The organism is Anabaena sp. FACHB-595 (assembly GCF_048568275.1).
In the GTDB taxonomy this organism is placed as follows: domain Bacteria; phylum Cyanobacteriota; class Cyanobacteriia; order Cyanobacteriales; family Nostocaceae; genus Trichormus.
This window is the reverse complement of the sequence record NZ_CP183473.1, coordinates 2,157,668-2,178,993: the sequence shown is the minus strand read 5'-3', so window position 1 is coordinate 2,178,993 and position 21,326 is coordinate 2,157,668. Positions and strand designations below refer to the sequence as shown.

Sequence of the window (21,326 nt, the reverse complement as noted above, 5' to 3'; positions counted from 1 at the left end):
GGTATCTTGGAAATGGAGGTCTGATAATTGCTGAGTGGCGATTATGAATACAGAAGAATTTCTGCGATTGATGGAAAAACAGCGCTCATGTCCTCAAACCCTACCGAAGGCGCTGCAAGCTCTGTGGTATGACAAACAAGGTGATTGGAACCAAGCTCATGAGATTGTACAAAACGCCAGTGATGTTGATAGTGCTTGGGTTCATGGGTACTTACATCGCAAAGAAGGCGATTTGAATAATGCTCGTTATTGGTATCAACGCAGCAGTCAGCCAGAGTTTGTTGGGGAGTTAAATCAGGAATGGGAACAGATAACTTCTTTCTTACTCAAGAAGGTAAATGCAATTCATGGATGCTGAAGCAATCAAACGCCGTTATGCAGCAGGGGAAAGGTATTTTCCCGCCGCGAACCTAATTAGAGCCAAGCTGATTGGAGTCTACTTACCTGGAATAAATTTATGGGGAGCAGACTTAAGCGGCGCTAACCTAGCGAAAGCCAAACTCTGGGGAGCCGATTTGAGTCAAGCCAACTTAGCCAATGCTAATTTGACTAGAGCTAATTTGTGCGGCGTGAAGCTGAATCAAGCAAATCTGCGGGGAGCTAAACTCAACTTGTCTAAGTTGTATGGAGCAGATTTAACTGGTGCTTATTATGACGAAACTACGAAATTTTCTAGAGGTTTTGACCCGGTAAGTAGAAATATGCGGCAGTTTTAACAAAAGCTTTGCCTTTTGGAGTTTGCTATGGTACTGTTTTTACAAACATCTGCACCTTGAAAATTAAATAAGTACATATAGCGTTTCTCGTTTGTCTGCAATACGTTTTGACTTCTATCCTACAAGGAGACAGGCTTTAAGGCTTACTCTGGAGGTTAAGTCTGTATTAGACTCAACTGCAAACCGCTATATTCTTAACTTGTAATCGAATGGTTAGTTTCGTCAAGTTATTTTATTAAGAAATGTAACCTGAGGGGGTCGCCTAAAGCCTGAAAAGCTTATTATCTCGTTGACCCCCTCAGATAGCTTACCCTATAAGGGTTTGAGTCACCTTGATGATGTAGTTATTGTCAATAAGCGATCTCTATTGACAGGTAAAATATACCCCCCTCAGTTTTACAGTTCTGTAAGTCTTATTTGGTAAGCTTTCTGTAAGTGTAGGGTTTTTAATCTCTTACCCCTCACGGGGATGGAAACTATATATCATACCAGCCCAACCAGTTGGAATTGCTCCAGCAGTTTTTAATCTCTTACCCCTCACGGGGATGGAAACTTGAAGCAGTTGCAGCCTTTTTGCGAGCTTCTTCTACTTGTTTTTAATCTCTTACCCCTCACGGGGATGGAAACAGTATGCTGACCAGCGCTCCACGCTTGGTCGATTTCATCTTGTTTTTAATCTCTTACCCCTCACGGGGATGGAAACGATCGAGTCAGATCTACCCAGCGGGCGCTGAGCGCTTTCAGTTTTTAATCTCTTACCCCTCACGGGGATGGAAACCCTAACTGTTCGGTTGCTTTTGTGGCAACCTAAAAAATTGTTTTTAATCTCTTACCCCTCACGGGGATGGAAACATAAAAGACATATTATGCCTTGTTTGCCCTATCATAGACAGTTTTTAATCTCTTACCCCTCACGGGGATGGAAACAAATATATTGAGCAACCTACGTTGCATACAATATAATCCAGAGTTTTTAATCTCTTACCCCTCACGGGGATGGAAACTTTATAAAACCGCCTCTACCTTGAGCAACATCTTGTTGGCGTTGTATAAATGCGGGATGAATTGAGACTTTTATACAAAGCAGAATATTGATTCTTTGCGCCTACTCTTCGAGTTCCGCTTGCAGTATGCGTGATACAAAAATCATCCCACTAATCAGCAACGCCCTTGTTTTTAAACTCTTACCCCTTGCGGGGATGGAAACTTCCATTCCAAACCTTCTGTGCCACACATAGAAAAAATGTTTTTAGTCTCTTACCCCCTGCGGGGATGAAAACACTAAAGGATGCTCAACCACCAAGCCTTGAAAATTAAGGTTTTTAATCACTTCCCCTCACGGGGATGAAACAGAAAGACGATCGCCTAAACTATCCAAATATGTAGAGAGACACAAATATTTGTAGGATAGGTAGAGCGATCGCCTTTTAACTAAAGCCTATGCAGATATCATCTTCCGGCTATATCCTAGCGTTGGACTTGGGAACAACTGGAAACCGGGCATTTATCTTTAACAATGCAGGTAAAATAGTTGCTCAAGCATATAAGGAACTAACACAACATTACCCCCAACCAGGATGGTTAGAGCATGACGCGGAAGAAATCTGGCAAGATACCTGCTGGGTGATGAAGACAGCCATCGTCAATGCACAAATATCTCCTAGTGAAATTGCGGCTATAGGTTTGACTGTACAACGGGAAACTTGCCTACTCTGGGACAAAACCACGGGGAGACCATTACATAAAGCCATTGTTTGGCAAGACCGCCGCACGGCTCCCCTGTGTCATCAGTTACAGGAAAAAGGCTATGCTCAGGAAATTTACAGTCGTACTGGTTTAGTAGTTGACGCTTATTTCTCCGCAACTAAACTCCGATGGTTATTAGACTACATCACAGGCGTTGATTTAAAAAATGTTTTGGCAGGTACAATCGATACCTGGATATTGTGGAAATTAACAGGTGGGAAAGTCCACGCCACCGACCACAGCAATGCTAGCCGCACCATGTTGATGAATTTGAAAACTGGTGAGTGGGATGAGCAACTACTAGAGATTTTGCAAATTCCTGCCCATATTCTGCCGCAAATTCAACCCAGTTTGGGAAAATTTGGTGTTACAGATACCAGCTTATTAGATGCAGCTATCCCCATCACAGCCATTTTAGGCGATCAACAGGCAGCTTTGTTTGGTCATGGCTGCGATCGCCCCGGTTTAATGAAATGTACTTATGGCACTGGTAGCTTTTTAGTAGCTCATACTGGCTCTAATATTGTTCGTTCTCAACATCAATTAATTTCTACAATCGCCTGGACACAAGCCGATAAACAGGAAAATATCAATATTGGCTATGCTCTAGAAGGCAGTATGTTTACTAGTGGTGCTTGTATCCAATGGTTGCGTGACGGCATCAAGCTAATTAAGACGGCTGCTGAAACTGAGACCATGGCAAATCAAGTAGCCGATAACGGTGGGGTGTACTTTGTCCCCGCTTTTAGTGGACTAGGCGCACCCTACTGGGATATGAACGCTAGAGGAGCTTTTTTTGGCATTACAGCCAGCGTCCAACCACAGCATTTAGTCCGGGCTGTATTAGAAGCGATCGCCTATCAAGTGTTAGAAGTAGTACAAGCCATCAATGCCTCTTGTAGTAGCCCCATGCAGCGCCTAATTGTCGATGGTGGTGCTTGTGAGAACAATTTCCTCATGCAGTTCCAAGCAGATGTTTTAGGTATTCCCGTAGAACGTCCCACCATGCGCGACACAACAGTACAAGGTGCAGCCTTCGCCGCAGGTTTAGCCGTGGGATTTTGGGATAGTTACACAGCATTAGTTAACCAACGCCAGATAGACCGCATTTTTGAACCAGGAGAAGGAAGCCAAAACGCCACAGCCAATTTTGCGATATGGCAAAAGGCAGTTAAACGGAGTCTTGATTGGGTGTAGGTATATAGGGGTGTAAAGGTTGAGAGTAGAGAAAGACTATTGATACTCCCCATTATCCATTATCCCGACTTAGCCGCCAACTTTAAATCCAAGGTATAAAAGCCAACTTTATTCGGTAATCTAGCAAATCGTCCTGTGCGATAACCCCGTGAGAGTTCATTCAAGACTTTGCCTTTAACCTCTCTAGTGTCTTCTTCATCTAGTTCTCCATAAAGTCCAGAGATGACTTGAGCCACACTAAAAACTTTACCTGGATGTTGTTTGAAGAAAACACTCAAAGCATCAATTAAAAATTGCCCTTCAAAAGGTTCTAACATGGGGACGACTTTGGTCTTCGGGATGATGACAGGTTTCTTCTTCTTACTTCTGCCATTTTGGGAGTAAGTATGAGTGCGGTTGGAACTTACCAGACCTAAATCCAGAGTGTAACATCCGGGTTCATCAGGGATGCCAAACCAAGCTTGTCTTTCTCTACCTTGTGTTAGAGATGATTGAACTCTACCTTTGACTACTCTAAAAATATAAGACTCCAACTCTCCATAAAGCGATCGCACAATAAAATCTATATGACATACTGCCCCAAGATGTTCTTCTAGTAGCTTTTTAATCGCTTCCATGCGGGTAAGAGATTGATACTCAGGTAACATCGGGATATCAGTTCCCTTAATGGTTTCTGGAGTAATTTCTATGGTTGGTGAAGAACTTGGTTCTGGAGACTCGTTGTTATCTTCATCTGTATTCACAAAACTCTCTATTTCCAAGCTTCCTGAGTTTTGGGACTCAACTTCTTTAGACTCCACCAAGTTAACCTCAGTGGGAGAAATCCCATTAGTTGCAGATGGTAGAGATTTTTTGGGGAAAGAGGTAGAAACGTCTGGAGAGATATCACCAATGGATATTTGCTCTTTCTTTTCCGCACTAGGAGACCAAGTAGATAATAAAGCTTCTACATGATCCAGCTGCGATCGCGCTTGTGTAAATAAGGTTTCGTACTCTTCTACAAGACGAGCATAATAGTCTCGTAATTCTAACAGTGGGGAGACGAAATCTTGAGGAGGAGGGTCTAATTGCAATTGAGAATTTATCATGCTTCAAATCAACCTAAATCAGTGTCGCTTTTGTAAATAGTTGGACGAGGCTTGGCTTTGCGAGTCGGCTGCTGAGACTTTTTCGGCGCTTGTGGTGGACGACATATCTCGCAATATAAAGGGCGAGGGCCAAAAGTCTCGCGTTTTGTCGCCTCGTTACACTCCTTACAGACAAAGTTAAAAACGCGAGTGTGAATTAGCCGCTTATGCGCCCTAACAGTATATTCTCTAACATCAATTAACTTACTGGTCATAATCAAGAGTATGGAATTACAAGTCTCTCAATATAGCTATTCAAGCAAATAAACTAGGATCAGTGTGTGTTTAGTTGTCTGTTTTATTCAAATTAGCAATTTTAGGAAAAACACTAGATGCCAACTTGGCAGATAACAAACTAGAAACATTAATTGCTTATCTTATTAGCATATAGCGCATTATCAACAACTAGGTAATATTTGCCACTATATATCTGACTTTTAGGAGATTTTTGTATAAATTCGGGACATATAGGAACCTGATTTGATTCTTGTTGCCATAGTTTGCGCTGGCGCTGAAAAACTTAGGTCTTTGTAGGGTGGGCAATGCCTACTAAAATAACCCTGAGAAAAAAGAGTTTTGCTATGGGAGTGGGAAATGATTTTGGCGCTTCAGTTGGGAACTCTCAACAGTAATTTCACTATATGCGGTATTGTGAAGCGTTAAGCTACCTCCCATGTTTGCGTTGTTAGGGCTGCTATGTTGAGTGCTGAGTAAATAGTCTATTAAGACATCTACTCAGCACTTAGGACTAATTAATTAGACTCAATACTATTCCCTTGGCTCTAACCAATATTGACTTTTACGACTTTATTTCTTTCTGACTCAGCTTTTGGTACAGTTAGCCGGAGGATACCGTTTTTGTACTCAGCTTGTACTTTGTCGTTTTGAATTAGAGACGGTAGGGGAATAACTCGTTGGAATTTACCATACCTAAACTCAGAACGAGTAATGCCATTTTCTTCAGTCTTAGTCTCAGACTTCCGCTCACCAGTAATCGAAATCGATTCAGGAGTCGCTTCTACATGAATATCAGTTGCTTCTAAGCCTGGGACTTCTAGTTTCAAATGAATAGCATCATCCTTTTCTTCAAGTTCAGCAGCAGGTACGAAGGCAAATCCCACTTTTTCAGCCCCATCAGTTGGCATTAACCTATCAAACAAGCGGTTTATTTGCCGTTGTAATGTATCCATTTCTCGGAATGGTTCTAACCGCTCAATTTCTCGGAATGGTTCCCATCTTGTAATTGCCATAATATCACCTCTAAAATGCAATATTTGCTTATAAGAAGGCTATTATTAAGCTTTTTGCTGGTAAACGAAGAGGTATATGATCGAATCAATCTGGAGTTTGGCAAAGCTTAATTTCTAGCTCCTTCACTAAAAGATTAGATCAGGATCAAACGCCTGTAGGTTCGGTTCCATAACCAAGAGCGATCGCAATAACCGTACCCACCCAAAACCATTGATAAATCTACCCTTTTACTGATGTTTTTTCCGATTACAGTACATAAAAAAAATAATAAACAATCCTGTGCCAAATAAATACTTTAAGGGATCAGGAATCCTGGGGTTAGGAGAGAAAAATCCCTCAATAATCCCGGCTATAACTAACATTGGCACAATCCCAAATAATAACTGCACTGCTTGAGAACCATAAAATTTCAAGGCATCACCTCGACGATATTCACCAGGGAATAAAATAGCTCTTGCTATCAACAACCCAGCCCCACCGGCGAAGAAAATGGCGGGTAATTCTAAAGCGCCATGAGGAAAAACAAATGCCCAAAAAGGATAAGCTAAATTATTCTGCCCTACCAATGTACCGATAGCACCAATGAGCAAACCATTAAATACCATCACATAAGTTGTGAATGCCCCGGCTGTCATCCCACCTGCAACCGCACCAAAGGACACCTTGAGATTGTTAATCATAATCCCACTAGATGCCAAAGGTTCAATCCCCACAATTGACCCCATCCACAATTTATGCTCATCTCGCACTTGAGAAATTAGGCGTTCTGGGACGATTAAAGACATGAATGTCGGGTCTTGCCAAGCATACCACCACGCAACTATTAGACCTAGAAAAAATAAAGCGGTAGCTGTGGCAGTGTACGCAAATGTTCGCTGAATCACTGCGGGTAGTTCCCATCGGTAAAATTCCACCACCGCTTGCCATTCTTGCCTTCTCGAACCTTGGTAAATCTGCGTATAGCCACGAGTTGTCAAGGATTGTAAATTATGTATCAAGATATTACCGACTTGCTGGGTCTGAGCGCGTGCCAAATCTGCCGCAACTGAACGATATAAACTAGCTAACTCCCGAATTTCTGTAGCTGGGAGAGACTTTAACCCTTTTGTTTCTACCTGTCTTAATAAAGCATCTAAACGCTGCCAGTTTAACTCTCGCCGGGCAATCCAACGTTGAATATTCATAAATTTTGGGAATATTAGCAATTAACGTACTTTAAGATAGCCTCAAATCCACACCCGTAATTTCAAGGAAATTTCGCATCTATGGCAGGAAACTTTGGTTCTCCCAGTCCCACGCAACCACTGAGTGTAGGAAATGTTGTCAGTGCAGGGCTACGGTTGTATCGTTCTCATCTTAAGGACTACTTTCTATTGGCATTGAAGGCTTATGTCTGGGTGCTAGTTCCAGTTTATGGGTGGGCCAAGTTTTATGCCCTTACATCGCTGATTTCGCGCCTGGCCTTTGGTGAATTGGTGAATCAGCCAGAAAGCATTTCATCGGGTGAACGTTTTGTTAATTCCCGACTGTGGCAGTTTTTGTTGGCAATGCTCTTATTACTTCTTGTTGGTATTGGCATTGGTTTAGGTGTAGTAATTTTATCTATTTTATTAGGAGTGGTATCGGCTGCATTTGTTGGCGGAGTAGGACAACAAGCCAACCCTGCGACTTATCTTGTGTTTATTCTCGCGGCTTTTGTCATCGGTATTGTGGCGCTATTAGGGATTTTGTGGTTGGTGACACGTTTTTACTTAGTAGATTTGCCTTTAGCTGTAGAGGAAGGTATCGAGGCTACTTCTGCCATTAGTCGCAGTTGGGAATTAACCCAAGGTCACGTTTGGCGGATACTGTTGATTTCCTTTGTTGGTTTCTTAATCACAATCCCAATTCAAATTGTGGTTCAGATTGCTACAAGTATTCTGCAAGCGGCATTTTTACCTTTAATCAGTGAGGGTAATACTGTATTCGCTCTGCTTTATTTTGTCCTGGTTTTAGTTCTTATTTCCGGCAGTGGTGCGTTGTTGATCCCCTTTTGGCAAAGCATCAAGGCTGTAATTTATTATGACTTGCGGAGTCGTCGTGAAGGGTTAGGCTTGCAGTTACGCGATCGCGAAATTTAACCCACCATTTCATAGTCCCAGCAGCCAGAACCCTGACCCTGAAAAGTTTTATTAGTTTTGAATTGATATGCACCTGTTCAACCGTGTCAAATACCGTACACCAGAAAGTGTAGAGATAGAGTTTACCGTTGCTGGTATCGGTAATCGTGCCTGGGCTTTAATCATTGATTATCTGATTTTAGCGGCGACTTGGGTAGTATTCTTCCTTGTCTGGGCTTTTATTTCCGCGCAGTTAGTAGATTGGTGGACAGAAACTTTCGGTTCGGCGACGGCTGTTTGGCTAGTGGCGATCGCATTTATTGTTAGCTTTGTTATGTATACGGGCTACTTTGTCTTTTTTGAGACTTTATGGCAAGGCCAAACCCCCGGTAAACGCTCAGTTAAAATTCGCGTAGTTCGAGATGATGGCAGACCAGTTGGTTTACAACAAGCTACTCTGCGAGCTTTATTGCGACCTTTCGATGAGTTTCTGTTTATTGGGGCTTTTTTAATTATTTTTAATAGTAAAGAAAAGCGTCTTGGTGATTTAGCCGCAGGCACAATTGTGATTCAAACAGAAACACCAACTACTTCAGCCACTTTCACTATTTCCGAACAAGCCAAGTCACTCTATGCAGAATTATCACAAATTACTGACTTATCAAAATTATTACCCGATGACTTTGCTGTTATTCATCAATATTTACAGCGACGTAGTGTAATGGGTAACAAAGCCAGAAGCGCTTTATCCATCAAACTAGCCGAACAAGTGCAAGCAATTCTGCACTTAGAAACGTTACCGGCAACTGTTACCTCTGATGTTTTTTTAGAAGCTGTTTACCTCGCTTATCGTGGAGTGGGAAGTGGGGAGTAGGAAGTGATGAATCAAGAATACTCAGTAACATATTCATCCCCCTGCCCCCTGCCTCTTATCTCCTCACCCAGCTTTCAAGTTGAAAGTGATGATTTGTTCCAGCAGTGCCATAACATCGCTACGACTGAGTTTTTCTTTACCGTTGGCGATCGCATCAATGGTTCCATGTGCTAATGTCAAGGGAATTTGACAAAAGTTGAGCGCTGGCCCATCTGGTAAAGCTTGGGTGTAAGCATCCGCTAGGGCGAGATTCCGCAGGGCATACTCCTGCATATTATTTGCGTCCCAACCGTCAGGAAAGAAGCTGACTCCACGCCCTAAATCTTCCACATGGTTACGTAGGATATTAACTGCTTGCAAACCTCTACCAAACCCAATCGCTAAAGTCCGGTTTGTTTGTGTGCCATCATACCAAGCCCATAAATCTGAGAGTAGCAACCCAACTGCACCAGCTACCCCAAAGGTATAGCGATCTAAGTCAGACTCTGTATGAATTTTCCAGTTGTTTTCTGCCCAATAAGCCATACGGTCTGACATAGCCGCCGTTGCATCCCAAATTCGCGGCGCAATTGTTTCTGGTGCAAGCAGAGACCACTCTCGAATCCTCATGGTGACTTCTTCCAGGGTATTCTCGTAACCGCTAAATCCGGCAGCGAAGGCATCAACAGGAAAACCATCAACCCCAGCTTGTAGAGTCAAGCTAATCCCACGCAACAGCTTTGCTTTTGTGGGGTTATCAAGGGTGGGATGGTCTTCGATTTCATCGATAGCACGCATACACAAGTATGCGGATGCGACTGCCTCTTGTAATCCTGGCGGTAAAATACTAATTGGAATATAAAAAGTACGACTAGTTTCTTTGAGGATTTGCAAGGCATCGCTACGTAAATCCATGTTTTCACTCCTCTGTTGATTTTTACACCACATCCCACTACCAGTTTTTTGATAATACTGGATATTGTTTTGACTAAACTGGAAAAACTAGAGATTAGCTAGTATTGCTCCTAAATATTAATGTTTTTTTGTATCAAAATTAACAAAATTTTCAATTTATTAAAATCACATCTATTTTGATGTGATTTGTGCTGTACGTATTTGCGTTGTTGTTTGATATTACATGATAAATTCTTGGTGTAAATATAAACAGTGATAGCAATGTGACATTCTGTAATATACCAAATTTATCTTGTTATTCAAAGTTAATTCCCCAGTATCGAGTCTTAAAAGTCCCTGTGGCAGAGATTAATTTTTAGATAACGACTACGTGCAACCTTAAGATATTGATAAACAAAAAAATACTCAATATGTGTGATGTGTCAGTTAGAAAAACTGTGGACGCACCGAAAAATTATTATTTATGTAACCATCTAAGAGGCTATTTTAAAAGTATTTTTGTCTGTATAGAAAACCTTTTTTCTTCGTTAAATATTATTTAAAATTAGTATTTACTGTCTGTTCAATGGGGATTAGAAACTATTTAGAAAATAAATAAAAAACTATATTTATTAGATAGATAAAGATATGAGATTGTCTTTCTTGTTCAAGATATATGAATTTGATTTAATCATTGTATATAATGACGTATCTATAGTGTGTGTATAGCCCGTACTATATATAATTCAAAAATCAAATAGTAGTCCTATATAACCTTTGGTGTAGGGAATATTATAAATTTTGAATACTGCATAATTAATTTTTATTTAACGTCTATCAAGGGCTTTCAATTTGTTTACATCAGTTGAGAAGAATATGTTAAAAATGAATTTCTGTTCATTTATTTATATTCATAGAAGCACTTTACCAGGACTAATTAGAAGTGCAAAAACAAAATGGTAAAGATTTTAAGTGTTAACAGCATTTAAGAAGATTTTAATTACTGACACAGCAAGATATATATATAGATAGATGTAAACCAATACTTTTGGCAGTAGTTTAAATCAGGTAACCGCGCATACCGATAGTAAATCATCCTAAACATTACAATCGTATAGGAATCCGATTTGATTATTGTTGGCGTAGCCTGCGCTTGTGTATAAAAATCCAAGTATCTAGTCCACTTGCTCCAAGCAGGGAACCTCCTTCTCAACGTTCGCAGAGCGCAGCGTTGCCTAGCAAAGACACTCCTCCAGAGAAGCAAGCGTTCGACTAATCTCACGCCGAAGTCTACCCGTAGCGTCCCCCAGGGAACGTAGAGAGGATCGGACTGCCTAGCTTACCAACGCAGTGGCTCCCCTACGCATAATTCAAAAATCAAATAGTAGTCCTATATATAAATAAAGTTACAAAAGCCTCAATGTTAGAATTCAACCACTTGCGACTGCACAATATGCACGGTTCACTAGTGGCAAAAATTGCGAGTGCGATCGCCACGTTGGTTAGTAGTTCCATATTAATTGGCTGGCTACTTGACATACAACTACTCAAAACATTTTTTTGGAGTAGTTCAGCAATAATGAAACCGAATACAGCATTATGCTTTACACTCTGCGGTATTTCTGCATGGCTTTTAGTAACGAAACCGTTGGGGGAACCACATTTTAGCCAGAGACACAAGCCCTACAAAAAACTGTCTAGAGCTTTTAGTGTCTCCACTACCATTATTGCTGGGCTGAAAATTTGCGAATATTTGTTTGGCTGGGAATTGGGAATTGACAAACTGCTTTTGGGTGATGTGCTTACTACCATCAACACACCATATCCAGGGCGAATGGGGTTGAATACAGCAATTAATTTTCTCCTCATAGGCATAGCTTTAGAACTGCTGATTTATCCACGAAATCATCGCAGCTATTGGTATGCTCAGATGCTCGTTCTCTTTACCACCGTGATTTCCTTACAGGTGGTTGTCAGCTATGCCTATAAAGTGAAATTTTCTTACACAATTAACCCGAATATTACCTCGATGTCCTTACAGACAGCATTATTATTTATAGTGCTGTGTATTGGCATTTTGTCTGGACGAGCAGAAAAAGGGCTAATGAAAATAGTGTTTAGCGATAGCTATGGGGGTTTAATTGCACGCCGCTTATTAGTAGCAGCGATCGCTGTACCTTTGTTTTTGGGGTGGTTAATCCTCGAAGGACAAAGAGCCGGCAGATATGGCCCAGCTTTTGCTGTTTCAGTCTTTGCAGTTATATTAATTGTCATTTTTGCGATCATCATCTGGCAAAATGCAGTAGTCATCGAACTCCTGAGCCAACAACGCGATCGCGCTCAAGAAACCTTGAAAGCTTATGAGGAAAAACTGGCAAGCCTTGTCGATGCCAATATTATCGGGATTATTTTTTCAGACATTTACGGTGGTATCCAACAAGCCAACGAAGCATTTTTGATGATGGTTGGTTATTCTCAAGAAGACTTACTTACAGGCAGACTTAATTGGAAAAATATTACACCACCAGAATATATCTACTTAGATGAGCAAGGTATTGCGGAAGCTCAAGTCAACCCCAAAGGAGCTTGTACACCTTATGAAAAAGAATACATTCACCAAGATGGTAGCCGCATTCCCGTATTAATTGGTTATGTATTGCTAGGAGAAAAGCGCGAAGAATCAGTTGCCTTTATTTTAGACTTAAGCGAACGCCAACAAGCACAACAGAAAATACTCCAACTGAATAAAGATTTACAGCGTCGCGTCGTCGAATTACAAACTTTATTAGATGTGATACCTATTGGCATCGGTATAGCAGAAGATCCAGAATGCCAACATATTAAAATTAATCCAGCTTTTGCCAAGCAATTGCAACTTTCCACAGATGTAAATGCCTCCCTCAGCGCTCCCCCAGATCAAAGACCAACAACATTTAAAGTATTTCACGAAGGTAGAGAACTTTTACCAGCAGAACTACCCATGCAGTACTCTGCGGCTCATGGTGCAGAAGTATTAGATTATGAGGTTGATATAGTTCATGACAATGGCGAAATCATCAAATTGCTGGAGTACGTTGCGCCACTGTTTGATGAAGATGGGAACACCAGAGGCTGTATTGGTGCATTTGTAGACATTACAGAACGCAAGCAAGCAGAGGAATTGCTGCGAAATGAGCAAAAATGGCTAGAAGATGTATTGAATCTGATGCCCAGACCATTACTGTTTATTGAGCCAGAAACAGCACGGGTCACCTTTGCCAATCGGGCAGCCGATGAATTAGCTGGTGGTGAATTTCCCAGGGGAGTAGCAGCCGAAGAGTATCACACTGTTTATCATTTCACAGATATCAATGGTAATCCCGTACCCAATGAGCAAATGCCTGGGGTAAGAGTTGCCAGAGGAGAACGTCTAGAAGGATTAGAGTTAGACTGGCATACCAACGATGAAGTTCTATCTTTACTCATATTTGCCGATACCTTACCAGCCATGCACGGTTATCCGGCAACCTGTGTAGTAGTATTTCAAAATATAACTCAGATCAAGCAGGCAGAAAAAGCTCTGTCCTTGGGTTATCAACGGCTAAAACTACTATTTAGTACAGCTAATGACCTGTTATCAAGTCAGGAACCAGTAGCGCTGATTGATAGTTGCTTCCAGAAACTGGCACAGCAAATTGGACTGGATGTTTATTTAAACTACCTGGTAGAAGACAATCCTCAATCTATGCGTTTAGCTTCTTATCGAGGCATTTGTCCGGAACTAGCGCAAGAAATCGAGTTTTTAAGGTTTGGGGAAGCTGTCTGTGGTACAACTGCTCAGGAACGTCATTCCATCGCTTTAGAGAACGTCCAGCAGTCAACCGACCCTAAAACACAGCTAATTCGCTCTGTGGGGATTAACGCTTATTACAGTTATCCATTGATTGCTCAAGGCAGACTTTTGGGGACACTCTCCTTTGGCAGTCGTAGCCGTGCCAACTTCACCGACAATCAAAAAGGGATGATGCAGGCGGTTTGTGACCAAATTGCGATCGCTATGGAACGGGTAGAATTGATTAATTCTTTGCAACGGCAGACAGAACAATTAACAGAAGCCAATCGCATGAAAGATGAGTTTTTGGCTATCTTATCCCATGAATTGCGATCGCCTCTCAACGCCATTCTCGGCTGGGCGCAGTTATTACAAGCTCGTAGGCTGAGTGAAGCGCAAACCGCCAAAGGCTTAGAAACCATCGAGCGCAACGCCAAAGCTCAAACCCAACTCATTGAAGACTTACTAGATATTTCGCGGATGATTAGAGGCAAGTTACGTCTCAACGTCCGTACTTGTAACCTGATTCCCATCATTGAAACAGCCATCGAGAATATTAACCTCGCAGCCCAAGCGAAAGAAATCGACTTAACATTCTTCTTAGAAAATCCAGCTACAGAAAATTTACCATTTCAGGTTTCCGGCGATTCAGAACGCTTGCAGCAGGTTATCTGGAACTTACTCACAAATGCCATTAAATTCACACCTTCCGGCGGCAAAGTAGAAGTTAGACTCACCAAAAATCCTGGTTGCGAACAAAACGAACTCATCACCAATAACTATGCACAAATCCAAGTCATCGATACAGGGATAGGTATTAACTCCAGCTTTCTACCTTACGTATTTGACCGCTTTCGCCAAGCTGATAGTTCCATCACCAGATCCCACGGTGGTTTAGGATTAGGTTTAGCGATCGTCCGCCATCTAGTGGAGTTACATGGCGGTACAGTTCATGTACATAGTCCCGGTGAAGAACAAGGTTCTACATTTACAGTCAAATTACCTCTCCTATCGGAAAATAAAGCAACTAGCATTGAGCCAATTAGCCCAAGAGGAGAAAATCTCACCCCCTTGCCTTTATGTCCTTCACTATTGGGGGTGCGGGTGTTAGTGGTAGATGACGAGTCAGATTCTCGTGATTTCATCAGCACAGTATTAGAACAATGTCAAGCTCAAGTGAGAGCAGTGGCAACAGCAAAAGAGGCATTACAGATAATTTCCCAATGGAAGCCGGATGTTTTGGTAAGTGATATCGGAATGCCAGAAGAAGACGGCTACTCCCTAATTCGCAAACTACGCTCCTTACCACCAGAACAAGGAGGAAACATTCCCGCCACCGCCTTAACAGCCTACGCCAGAGCCGAGGACAGAACAAGAGCCATTCAAGAAGGATTTCAACTACATTTACCAAAACCCATTGAACCCACAGAATTGGCTACAGTCGTCGCCAGTTTAATTAAGCGTGGTCAGTAGTCAGTTGTCAGTCAGCAGTCAACAGTCATCAATCATCAGTTGTCACTTATCCCCACAAAGCAACCCAAACCGAATTAACCCGCGCTCATAGCCGCGACGCATTAAGCCTAGTGATAAGGCTCCTTGGATGGTAGTCCAACCTGCGCGGAGTAAGCCGAATATTGCTTGGGGGGTAAAGGCGGAATCGATGACTATGTTCCAAAATTGGGCGACGGATTGCGACCAGTCGGCGGTGCGGATATTATTTAATGGTAGTTGACGTGCGATCGCTTCATACTCCGGCAACGAAATTACATAAGGCAAACAATACACCCGATAAATATCTTCTAGGTGTTTTTTTTCATCAGCCGTCAGTGGTGTTTTATCAGTGGGACGATGACACCATGTCACCATGATTAACTTACCGCCCGGTTTCAAGACTCGATAACACTCTTGCAAAAACTTGGTTTTATCTGGCATATGTTCGCCACTTTCTAGCGACCACACCAAGTCAAAAGAATTATCATCAAAAGGCATTGCTTGGGCATTTGCCACTAAAAACTGACTTCTACCACTTAAACCAGCTTCCTTGGCTCTTTCTGTGGCTCTAGCGGCTTGCACTGGACTCAGGGTAATTCCTGTAGCTTTAGCATTCAACTTTCCTGCCAAATACAGAGAACTACCACCAATACCACAACCCACATCTAGTATATTTTCTGCTGTTTGTACTCCTGCCCAAGTGAGTAATTCTTCAATTAAATCAATTTGCGCCTGACGGCGGTTTTTTTGTTCAGTACCGTCTGCACCATAATAGCCGTGGTGCATATGTTCGCCCCAAATCTCTTCCCACAGCCCAGAGGAAGCATCGTAAAATTGCTGAATTTGTTGGTAAAGTGTTGCACTCATGAAAAAAGCAGTGTTAATACAAAACAGAAATTAAAAAAACATATTCGTAGGCTACCATGTGTGTTTTTAATTAAATAAGAAAGTTTTTGCTTCCTCAGAGGGATCAACATTATGGCTCCTATCCGTAAAAATTTATGAGTTATAGCCTTAAATTAAACAACCACCATGAGCTAGATAATTTGAGGATTTTGACCGTTAAATATTGAATTTTTAATTGCTTATGACCGTTTCGCGCACAGTTTGCTTGGGATTTATAGCTGTCATCGTAGTAGGAACTATCTTGTTGATGATGCCTTTCTCCACTAGCAATGGTAATTGGAATGACCCTATTGTGGCAATTTTCACATCAACTTCAGCAGTTTGTGTAACTGGTTTAGCAGTAGTTGATACTGGTACTTATTTTTCTTTTTGGGGACAGTTCTTTATTGCCCTATTAGCGCAAATTGGTGGTTTAGGCTATATGACAACTACCACCTTTTTGATTCTGCTGATTGGTCGCAAATTTGACCTCCGGCAAAAAATCGCTATTCAACAAGCTTTAGACCGCCCTGGTATGAGTGGTAGCACCCAAGTTATTCGTTCAATTATTGCCACAACCCTAATTTTTGAAATTACAGGTGTCTTTTTATTGTTACCAGCTTTTGTCCCTGATTATGGCTGGAATCAAGGACTATGGTTAGCCATATTTCATAGTGTTAATGCTTGGAATAACGCTGGTTTTAGTTTGTTTAAAGATAACCTTATTAGTTATCAATCTTCTTCTTTAGTCGTTTTCACAATCACAGGATTAATTATCTTTGGGGGAATTGGTTATCAGGTAATTTTAGAAACATATATTTGGTTGCGCGATCGCATCCTCAAAAAAAAGGAAACTTTGGTATTTTCATTAGACTTTAAAGTCGCTACTAGCACGACACTAATACTTTTATTTCTAGGCACAATCGCCTTCTTTTGCATAGAAGTAAGAAACCCACAAACCTTTGGTTCACTCAATTTAAGGGATCAATTTTTAGTAGCTTGGTTTCAATCAGTTACTCCCAGAACTGCTGGCTTTAACACCATTGACATTGGCAAAATGACAACGGCGGGTCTATTTATCACAATTGCCCTCATGTTTATTGGTGCAAGTCCTGGAGGTACTGGAGGAGGAATGAAAACCACCACACTGAGAGTTTTAACTAGCTGTACTAAAACAATTCTTCAGGGTAAAGAAGAAGTTTTATTATATGAACGTAAGATAGCAGTTGCTCTCATTTTAAAAGCAGTTGGTGTTTTAGTTGGTTCTATAGCAACCGTCATTTTAGCCACAATTCTCATATCTCTTACAGACCCAAAACTAGATTTTATTCAAATTCTATTTGAAGTAGTATCAGCCTTCGCTACCGTAGGTCTTTCAACTGGTATTACAGCTAGCGTCTCCCCAGCAGCAAAGCTAGTTTTAATTATCACTATGTATGTAGGTAGAGTAGGAGTTTTACTACTAATGTCTGCTATATTAGGAGATCCGCGACCGACAAGGATTCACTACCCTGAAGAAAACTTACTCGTAGGGTAACTGAAGAAGATAGGAAGCAGGGGAAGTCAGGAAAAATTATTGGCAACTGACACCTAACAACTGACAACTAACAACTGATAAAATTTGAAAGAATAGGCAAAAGAAAGCTTTGAATTAATTTAGTCTAAGAGTTTTTGCTTTCAATACAGGGATTAATAATAAGGATTTCAACTGTGAATCTGTCATCGCTAGGTTTTTTTCGCAGTTTACGCAAAGATAATAACCAATTTGCTGTAATTGGCTTGGGTCGTTTTGGTCGTTCTGTCTGTTCAACACTGCATAAGTTAGGCTATCAAGTGCTAGCAACAGATATAGATGAAAAACGAGTATCAGCAGCGTTGACGGAAGAAATAGTTGGTCATGCTTTACAACTAGATTCAACCGAAACAGCCGCGCTTAAGGAAGCGGGTATTCTGGAATTTGATACAGTAATAGTGGCGATTGGTAACTATGTTCAAGAAAGTGTGATCACCACTTTAAATGTCAAGGAAGCTGGAGTACCTCATGTAGTTGCTAAAGCTTCTAGTGAAGTCCATTACAAGCTATTAAAGCGGGTTGGTGCAGATCATGTTGTTTTTCCTGAATATGAGGCGGGTTGTGCGTTAGCACGTACACTAACGAAGCCATCAATTCTTGATAGATTCGACCTCGATCCTGATAACAGTATTGTAGAGTTAATTGTGCCAGATGAATTTCACGGGAGAACTATTGCAGAATTGCAGTTACGCAACCGTTATGGGTTGAATTTGTTAGCCGTGAGTCAAGATGGTAAATTTCAAATTAACCCTAACCCCGGTAAACGTTTAGAACGTGGTACGGCAATGGTGGTTATAGGTTGTGATAGGGATATTAATCGCTTGCCAATTTAAAGCCTAAAAATATGACGGGCGTTTTGCCCGTCATACAAAAATTTGATAAAATTATGCAGTTTCCAGCTTCCTATTTTTAACGCAGAGTAACGTTGGGGTTAGCGCCGAGGCACGCATAGGTTTTTTGGTGATAAGTAGAACGGCTTAAATAATTCACGCTATGTCATTGCGAATGAAACGAAGTGGAATGAAGCAATCGCAAGGGTTATGCCGATTTTACAATCTGTTACATAGTTAGGTTTATTCTCACCGACTTACTTAGTTCGCTAGTTCTAAAATAATTGAGCGTATCTTTATCGAGAATTGGTATTAGGGAATATTGGTGGAAACTGCTTTTGTTCATCCGAGACAGGTACTGCACCAGAATTAGCTGGTTGTTCTTTTGGTGCTGTTAGTTGAGTTAGTTTTTCTAAGAGGTTATTTGTAGAGTTGTCTGTCGGCTTGGGTGTGGATGCTTGTCTTTGTTGCAGCTTCTGCTCCTCGATTTTCTGAGCAACTTGCTGCATTAACTGCTCAGTCTTCTCTGTTTGCTCCAGGTTCCCTTGTTGGCTGTATTCTTCCTGAGCGCGTTTGAAGGCGTTACTAGCTTTTTGCAGCTCGCCCTGGTTATATAAAGTTATTCCCAAGTTATAGTAAGCTAAGGCGTTTTTGGGGTCTTGGCGAACAGCTTGGGTATAAGCGGCTATGGCTTCCTCTGGTCGTCCTTGCATCGCCATCAGGCTGCCTAAACTACTGTAAGCTGCCGCATTTTTGGGATCTAACTTCAAAACTTCTCTATAGGCAACGATCGCCTCCTCCATTTTACCTGTTTGTTGCAGGGCGATCGCTAAATTATGATGAGCGTTGATTTTACTGGGTTCGAGATTAACTGCATCTTGGTAAGCGGCGATCGCCTCCTGCAATAATCCTTGTTCGTATAATACCAAACCCAAGTTATAATAAGCCTCCACCCTTCTGGGATCTATCACTAAAGCTTGGCGATAAGCTGTAATAGCACCCTCTTTTTTTCCTTGTTGTTGCAATGCTAAACCCAGGTTGTAATATGTTTCTCCCAAATTTGGGTTAAGTCTAATTGCTTCTCCATATTCCTGAACCGCCACATCTAGACGGTTTTGCATCAGGTAAATATTTCCTAGATAAGCTCTAGCCATTGCTAAATTGGGTTCTCGCTGCAACGCTTGGCGAAAAGCGTTTTCTGCACCTTGCCAGTCACTGCGGTTGTAGCGTGTAACCCCCTGTTGATAAAAGCTAGCTGTTTCCAAATCCCGCGAGATGGGAGTTTGTGCCAACAACTTGCTTCCTGGTAAATTCACAACCGGTGCAGCCAACACCAAAAAAGCTGATGCAGCACAGAGAACACCCAAATGCGGCTTTTGCCAATCTGAAATATGCTGACAGGTGATTGACGATAAACCGCAAAACCACTGTTTAATTTGCTGTTGTTTATACATAGTGGTATCTCTGTACTTATGGTTAAGATCCTTACAAGTAAGAGTACCCACTACAACATGAAAAATTAAAAGTTCAAAATTAAAAAATTTTGGCGGCAGGGGTAACTAATTTACAGAGGTTGTATGCAAACTCTCTTCTATTGCTCGACTCCTCTGGCTTCCGGTAGAATCAACATGGCATCACCAAAAGAGTAGAAACGATATTGAGAGGCGATCGCTTCCTGGTATATATTTAACAAGCGTTCTCTGCCAATTAGCGCACTTACTAGCATTAATAAACTAGAGCGTGGCAAGTGAAAATTGGTGATTAAACCTTCGACAACCTGCCATTTATAGCCAGGATAGATAAATAAGTTGGTTTTTCCACAAAATTCTTGTAAATTGCCAGATGCGGCTGCTCCTTCTAAGGCACGGACTACTGTAGTTCCTACAGCAATAATTCGACCGCCGGCTGCTTTGGTGGCTTTGATTTGTGCCACTGTGGCGGCGGGGACTTCAATCCATTCCTCGTGCATTTGATGAGTGGCTACATCTTCCACTTCCACAGGGCGAAAGGTTCCCACACCAACGTGGAGGGTAATAAAAGCTTGATTGATATTGCGATCGCGTAATTTTTGTAATAACTCTGGAGTAAAGTGTAACCCAGCCGTAGGCGCTGCGATCGCTCCTGGTTCCTCGGCATACACAGTTTGATACTGTTCATCTGCCGCTTGAGATGTAGTGATATAGGGTGGTAGGGGTATTTCCCCGAATTTATCTAAAAGTTGCACCAAAGATTGCCCCTCTGGTAAATCAAACTGTAATAAACGCCCTCCTGTGGCTTTGTCGGTTTCTAAGACAGTAGCGGTTAGCTGGTGGGGACTGGCGACTGAGTATTGGGGACTATTTTCTATTCCCAAATTCCTCATACCTAGTCCTTCAAAAATAATCTGTGTGCCTTTTTTAAAGCGTTTTCCTGGTTTAACTAAAGCCAACCAACAGTTAAACTTGCGCTCTTCTAGCAATAAAATTTCCACTTCCGCACCAGAGCTTTTACGCCCGTATAATCTTGCGGGGATGACCTTCGTATTATTCATGATTAATAAGTCACCAGGACGCAAAATATCCGGTAAATCACGAAAAATTTGATGTAGAGGTGGTGTTTCTTTACCTGTTGTTTGAGAATTGACGACTAGTAGACGAGAACTGTCTCTGGGAACTGCCGGATTTTGGGCAATTCTTTCTGGCGGTAGTACGTAATCATACCCAGCCAATGAACAATCTAAATTTGTATCCTCTGCTGCTGCACTAGAAGTTTGTTCAAGGTTTAATTGTAATATCTGTTTCTTCATTGAAATTCCCGATGCTTGGAATAAGTTTGTTTACATTTTTTTGACAAAAGTAGTCAATTTTAGACCTA

Annotated in this window: 16 protein-coding genes and 1 CRISPR repeat array; of the genes, 8 read left to right on the top strand and 8 right to left on the bottom strand. The window is 41.5% G+C overall.

Annotated features, from left to right (window positions below; genetic code table 11):
- Positions 1 to 43: 43 nt before the first annotated feature.
- The 3 genes from ACN222_RS08985 to glpK all read left to right on the top strand — a co-directional run bounded on the left by ACN222_RS08985 (position 44) and on the right by glpK (position 3,659).
- Positions 44 to 358, top strand: coding sequence for a hypothetical protein (locus ACN222_RS08985; protein ID WP_044521081.1), 315 nt, complete (start codon positions 44 to 46; stop codon positions 356 to 358).
- Complete coding sequence (locus tag ACN222_RS08980) at positions 348 to 716, top strand: pentapeptide repeat-containing protein (RefSeq protein ID WP_044521078.1); 369 nt, start codon at positions 348 to 350, stop codon at positions 714 to 716. Before ACN222_RS08985 ends, ACN222_RS08980 begins: the two co-directional genes overlap by 11 nt.
- 442 nt (positions 717 to 1,158) lie before the next feature.
- A CRISPR array of direct repeats spans positions 1,159 to 1,720; the repeat unit is 35 nt; unit sequence GTTTTTAATCTCTTACCCCTCACGGGGATGGAAAC.
- A 436-nt stretch (positions 1,721 to 2,156) separates the two neighbouring features.
- Positions 2,157 to 3,659, top strand: coding sequence for a glycerol kinase GlpK (gene glpK, locus ACN222_RS08975; RefSeq protein WP_010995979.1), 1,503 nt, complete (start codon positions 2,157 to 2,159; stop codon positions 3,657 to 3,659).
- Between the two features lie 59 nt (positions 3,660 to 3,718).
- Here glpK and ACN222_RS08970 read toward each other — a convergent pair whose 3' ends face one another.
- The 4 genes from ACN222_RS08970 to ACN222_RS08955 all read right to left on the bottom strand — a co-directional run bounded on the left by ACN222_RS08970 (position 3,719) and on the right by ACN222_RS08955 (position 7,221).
- Positions 3,719 to 4,747, bottom strand: coding sequence for a hypothetical protein (locus ACN222_RS08970; RefSeq protein WP_010995978.1), 1,029 nt, complete (start codon positions 4,745 to 4,747; stop codon positions 3,719 to 3,721).
- A gap of 8 nt (positions 4,748 to 4,755) precedes the next feature.
- Complete coding sequence (locus ACN222_RS08965) at positions 4,756 to 5,001, bottom strand: hypothetical protein (RefSeq protein ID WP_084789081.1); 246 nt, start codon at positions 4,999 to 5,001, stop codon at positions 4,756 to 4,758.
- Positions 5,002 to 5,568: 567 nt separating this feature from the next.
- A complete protein-coding gene (locus tag ACN222_RS08960) occupies positions 5,569 to 6,036 on the bottom strand; it encodes an Hsp20/alpha crystallin family protein (RefSeq protein ID WP_010995977.1) in 468 nt (155 codons plus the stop codon).
- A gap of 228 nt (positions 6,037 to 6,264) precedes the next feature.
- A complete protein-coding gene (locus ACN222_RS08955) occupies positions 6,265 to 7,221 on the bottom strand; it encodes a stage II sporulation protein M (protein ID WP_010995976.1) in 957 nt (318 codons plus the stop codon).
- 81 nt (positions 7,222 to 7,302) lie between these two features.
- On the opposite strand from ACN222_RS08955, the gene ACN222_RS08950 reads away from it, so the two are divergent.
- Together ACN222_RS08950 and ACN222_RS08945 are read left to right on the top strand one after the other, a co-directional pair.
- Positions 7,303 to 8,157: a glycerophosphoryl diester phosphodiesterase membrane domain-containing protein gene (locus ACN222_RS08950; RefSeq protein ID WP_010995975.1), complete on the top strand. Its 855-nt coding sequence runs from the start codon at positions 7,303 to 7,305 to the stop codon at positions 8,155 to 8,157.
- Positions 8,158 to 8,224: 67 nt separating this feature from the next.
- On the top strand, positions 8,225 to 9,010 hold the full coding sequence (locus tag ACN222_RS08945) for an RDD family protein (protein WP_010995974.1): 786 nt from the start codon (positions 8,225 to 8,227) through the stop codon (positions 9,008 to 9,010).
- 63 nt (positions 9,011 to 9,073) lie between these two features.
- On the opposite strand, the gene ACN222_RS08940 is transcribed toward ACN222_RS08945, so the two are convergent.
- On the bottom strand, positions 9,074 to 9,904 hold the full coding sequence (locus ACN222_RS08940; RefSeq protein ID WP_044521075.1) for a squalene/phytoene synthase family protein: 831 nt from the start codon (positions 9,902 to 9,904) through the stop codon (positions 9,074 to 9,076).
- A gap of 1,399 nt (positions 9,905 to 11,303) precedes the next feature.
- Between ACN222_RS08940 and ACN222_RS08935 the strand changes: the two genes are divergently transcribed.
- On the top strand, positions 11,304 to 15,167 hold the full coding sequence (locus ACN222_RS08935; RefSeq protein WP_010995972.1) for an ATP-binding protein: 3,864 nt from the start codon (positions 11,304 to 11,306) through the stop codon (positions 15,165 to 15,167).
- Between the two features lie 42 nt (positions 15,168 to 15,209).
- Here the strand turns inward: ACN222_RS08935 and ACN222_RS08930 are convergent, their stop codons facing one another.
- The gene (locus ACN222_RS08930; RefSeq protein ID WP_010995971.1) at positions 15,210 to 16,052 is read right to left on the bottom strand and encodes a methyltransferase domain-containing protein; all 843 of its coding nucleotides are present in this window, start codon (positions 16,050 to 16,052) and stop codon (positions 15,210 to 15,212) included.
- Between the two features lie 220 nt (positions 16,053 to 16,272).
- Between ACN222_RS08930 and ACN222_RS08925 the strand changes: the two genes are divergently transcribed.
- The gene (locus tag ACN222_RS08925; RefSeq protein ID WP_010995970.1) at positions 16,273 to 17,607 is read left to right on the top strand and encodes a TrkH family potassium uptake protein; all 1,335 of its coding nucleotides are present in this window, start codon (positions 16,273 to 16,275) and stop codon (positions 17,605 to 17,607) included.
- Positions 17,608 to 17,780: 173 nt separating this feature from the next.
- The gene (locus ACN222_RS08920; protein WP_011321462.1) at positions 17,781 to 18,476 is read left to right on the top strand and encodes a potassium channel family protein; all 696 of its coding nucleotides are present in this window, start codon (positions 17,781 to 17,783) and stop codon (positions 18,474 to 18,476) included.
- Between the two features lie 293 nt (positions 18,477 to 18,769).
- Here ACN222_RS08920 and ACN222_RS08915 read toward each other — a convergent pair whose 3' ends face one another.
- Both ACN222_RS08915 and queA read right to left on the bottom strand, forming a co-directional pair.
- On the bottom strand, positions 18,770 to 19,927 hold the full coding sequence (locus ACN222_RS08915; RefSeq protein ID WP_044521069.1) for a tetratricopeptide repeat protein: 1,158 nt from the start codon (positions 19,925 to 19,927) through the stop codon (positions 18,770 to 18,772).
- A 137-nt stretch (positions 19,928 to 20,064) separates the two neighbouring features.
- Positions 20,065 to 21,258: a tRNA preQ1(34) S-adenosylmethionine ribosyltransferase-isomerase QueA gene (queA, locus tag ACN222_RS08910; RefSeq protein WP_010995966.1), complete on the bottom strand. Its 1,194-nt coding sequence runs from the start codon at positions 21,256 to 21,258 to the stop codon at positions 20,065 to 20,067.
- Positions 21,259 to 21,326 lie beyond the last annotated feature (68 nt).

Excerpts from the sequence above, each read along its gene's own strand:
- ACN222_RS08985 (WP_044521081.1), top strand. The coding sequence starts at position 44 with ATGAATACAGAAGAATTTCTGCGATTGATGGAAAAACAGCGCTCATGT.
- ACN222_RS08980 (WP_044521078.1), top strand. The coding sequence starts at position 348 with ATGGATGCTGAAGCAATCAAACGCCGTTATGCAGCAGGGGAAAGGTAT.
- glpK (WP_010995979.1), top strand. The coding sequence starts at position 2,157 with ATGCAGATATCATCTTCCGGCTATATCCTAGCGTTGGACTTGGGAACA.
- ACN222_RS08970 (WP_010995978.1), bottom strand. The coding sequence starts at position 4,747 with ATGATAAATTCTCAATTGCAATTAGACCCTCCTCCTCAAGATTTCGTC.
- ACN222_RS08965 (WP_084789081.1), bottom strand. The coding sequence starts at position 5,001 with ATGACCAGTAAGTTAATTGATGTTAGAGAATATACTGTTAGGGCGCAT.
- ACN222_RS08960 (WP_010995977.1), bottom strand. The coding sequence starts at position 6,036 with ATGGCAATTACAAGATGGGAACCATTCCGAGAAATTGAGCGGTTAGAA.
- ACN222_RS08955 (WP_010995976.1), bottom strand. The coding sequence starts at position 7,221 with ATGAATATTCAACGTTGGATTGCCCGGCGAGAGTTAAACTGGCAGCGT.
- ACN222_RS08950 (WP_010995975.1), top strand. The coding sequence starts at position 7,303 with ATGGCAGGAAACTTTGGTTCTCCCAGTCCCACGCAACCACTGAGTGTA.
- ACN222_RS08945 (WP_010995974.1), top strand. The coding sequence starts at position 8,225 with ATGCACCTGTTCAACCGTGTCAAATACCGTACACCAGAAAGTGTAGAG.
- ACN222_RS08940 (WP_044521075.1), bottom strand. The coding sequence starts at position 9,904 with ATGGATTTACGTAGCGATGCCTTGCAAATCCTCAAAGAAACTAGTCGT.
- ACN222_RS08935 (WP_010995972.1), top strand. The coding sequence starts at position 11,304 with ATGTTAGAATTCAACCACTTGCGACTGCACAATATGCACGGTTCACTA.
- ACN222_RS08930 (WP_010995971.1), bottom strand. The coding sequence starts at position 16,052 with ATGAGTGCAACACTTTACCAACAAATTCAGCAATTTTACGATGCTTCC.
- ACN222_RS08925 (WP_010995970.1), top strand. The coding sequence starts at position 16,273 with ATGACCGTTTCGCGCACAGTTTGCTTGGGATTTATAGCTGTCATCGTA.
- ACN222_RS08915 (WP_044521069.1), bottom strand. The coding sequence starts at position 19,927 with ATGTATAAACAACAGCAAATTAAACAGTGGTTTTGCGGTTTATCGTCA.
- queA (WP_010995966.1), bottom strand. The coding sequence starts at position 21,258 with ATGAAGAAACAGATATTACAATTAAACCTTGAACAAACTTCTAGTGCA.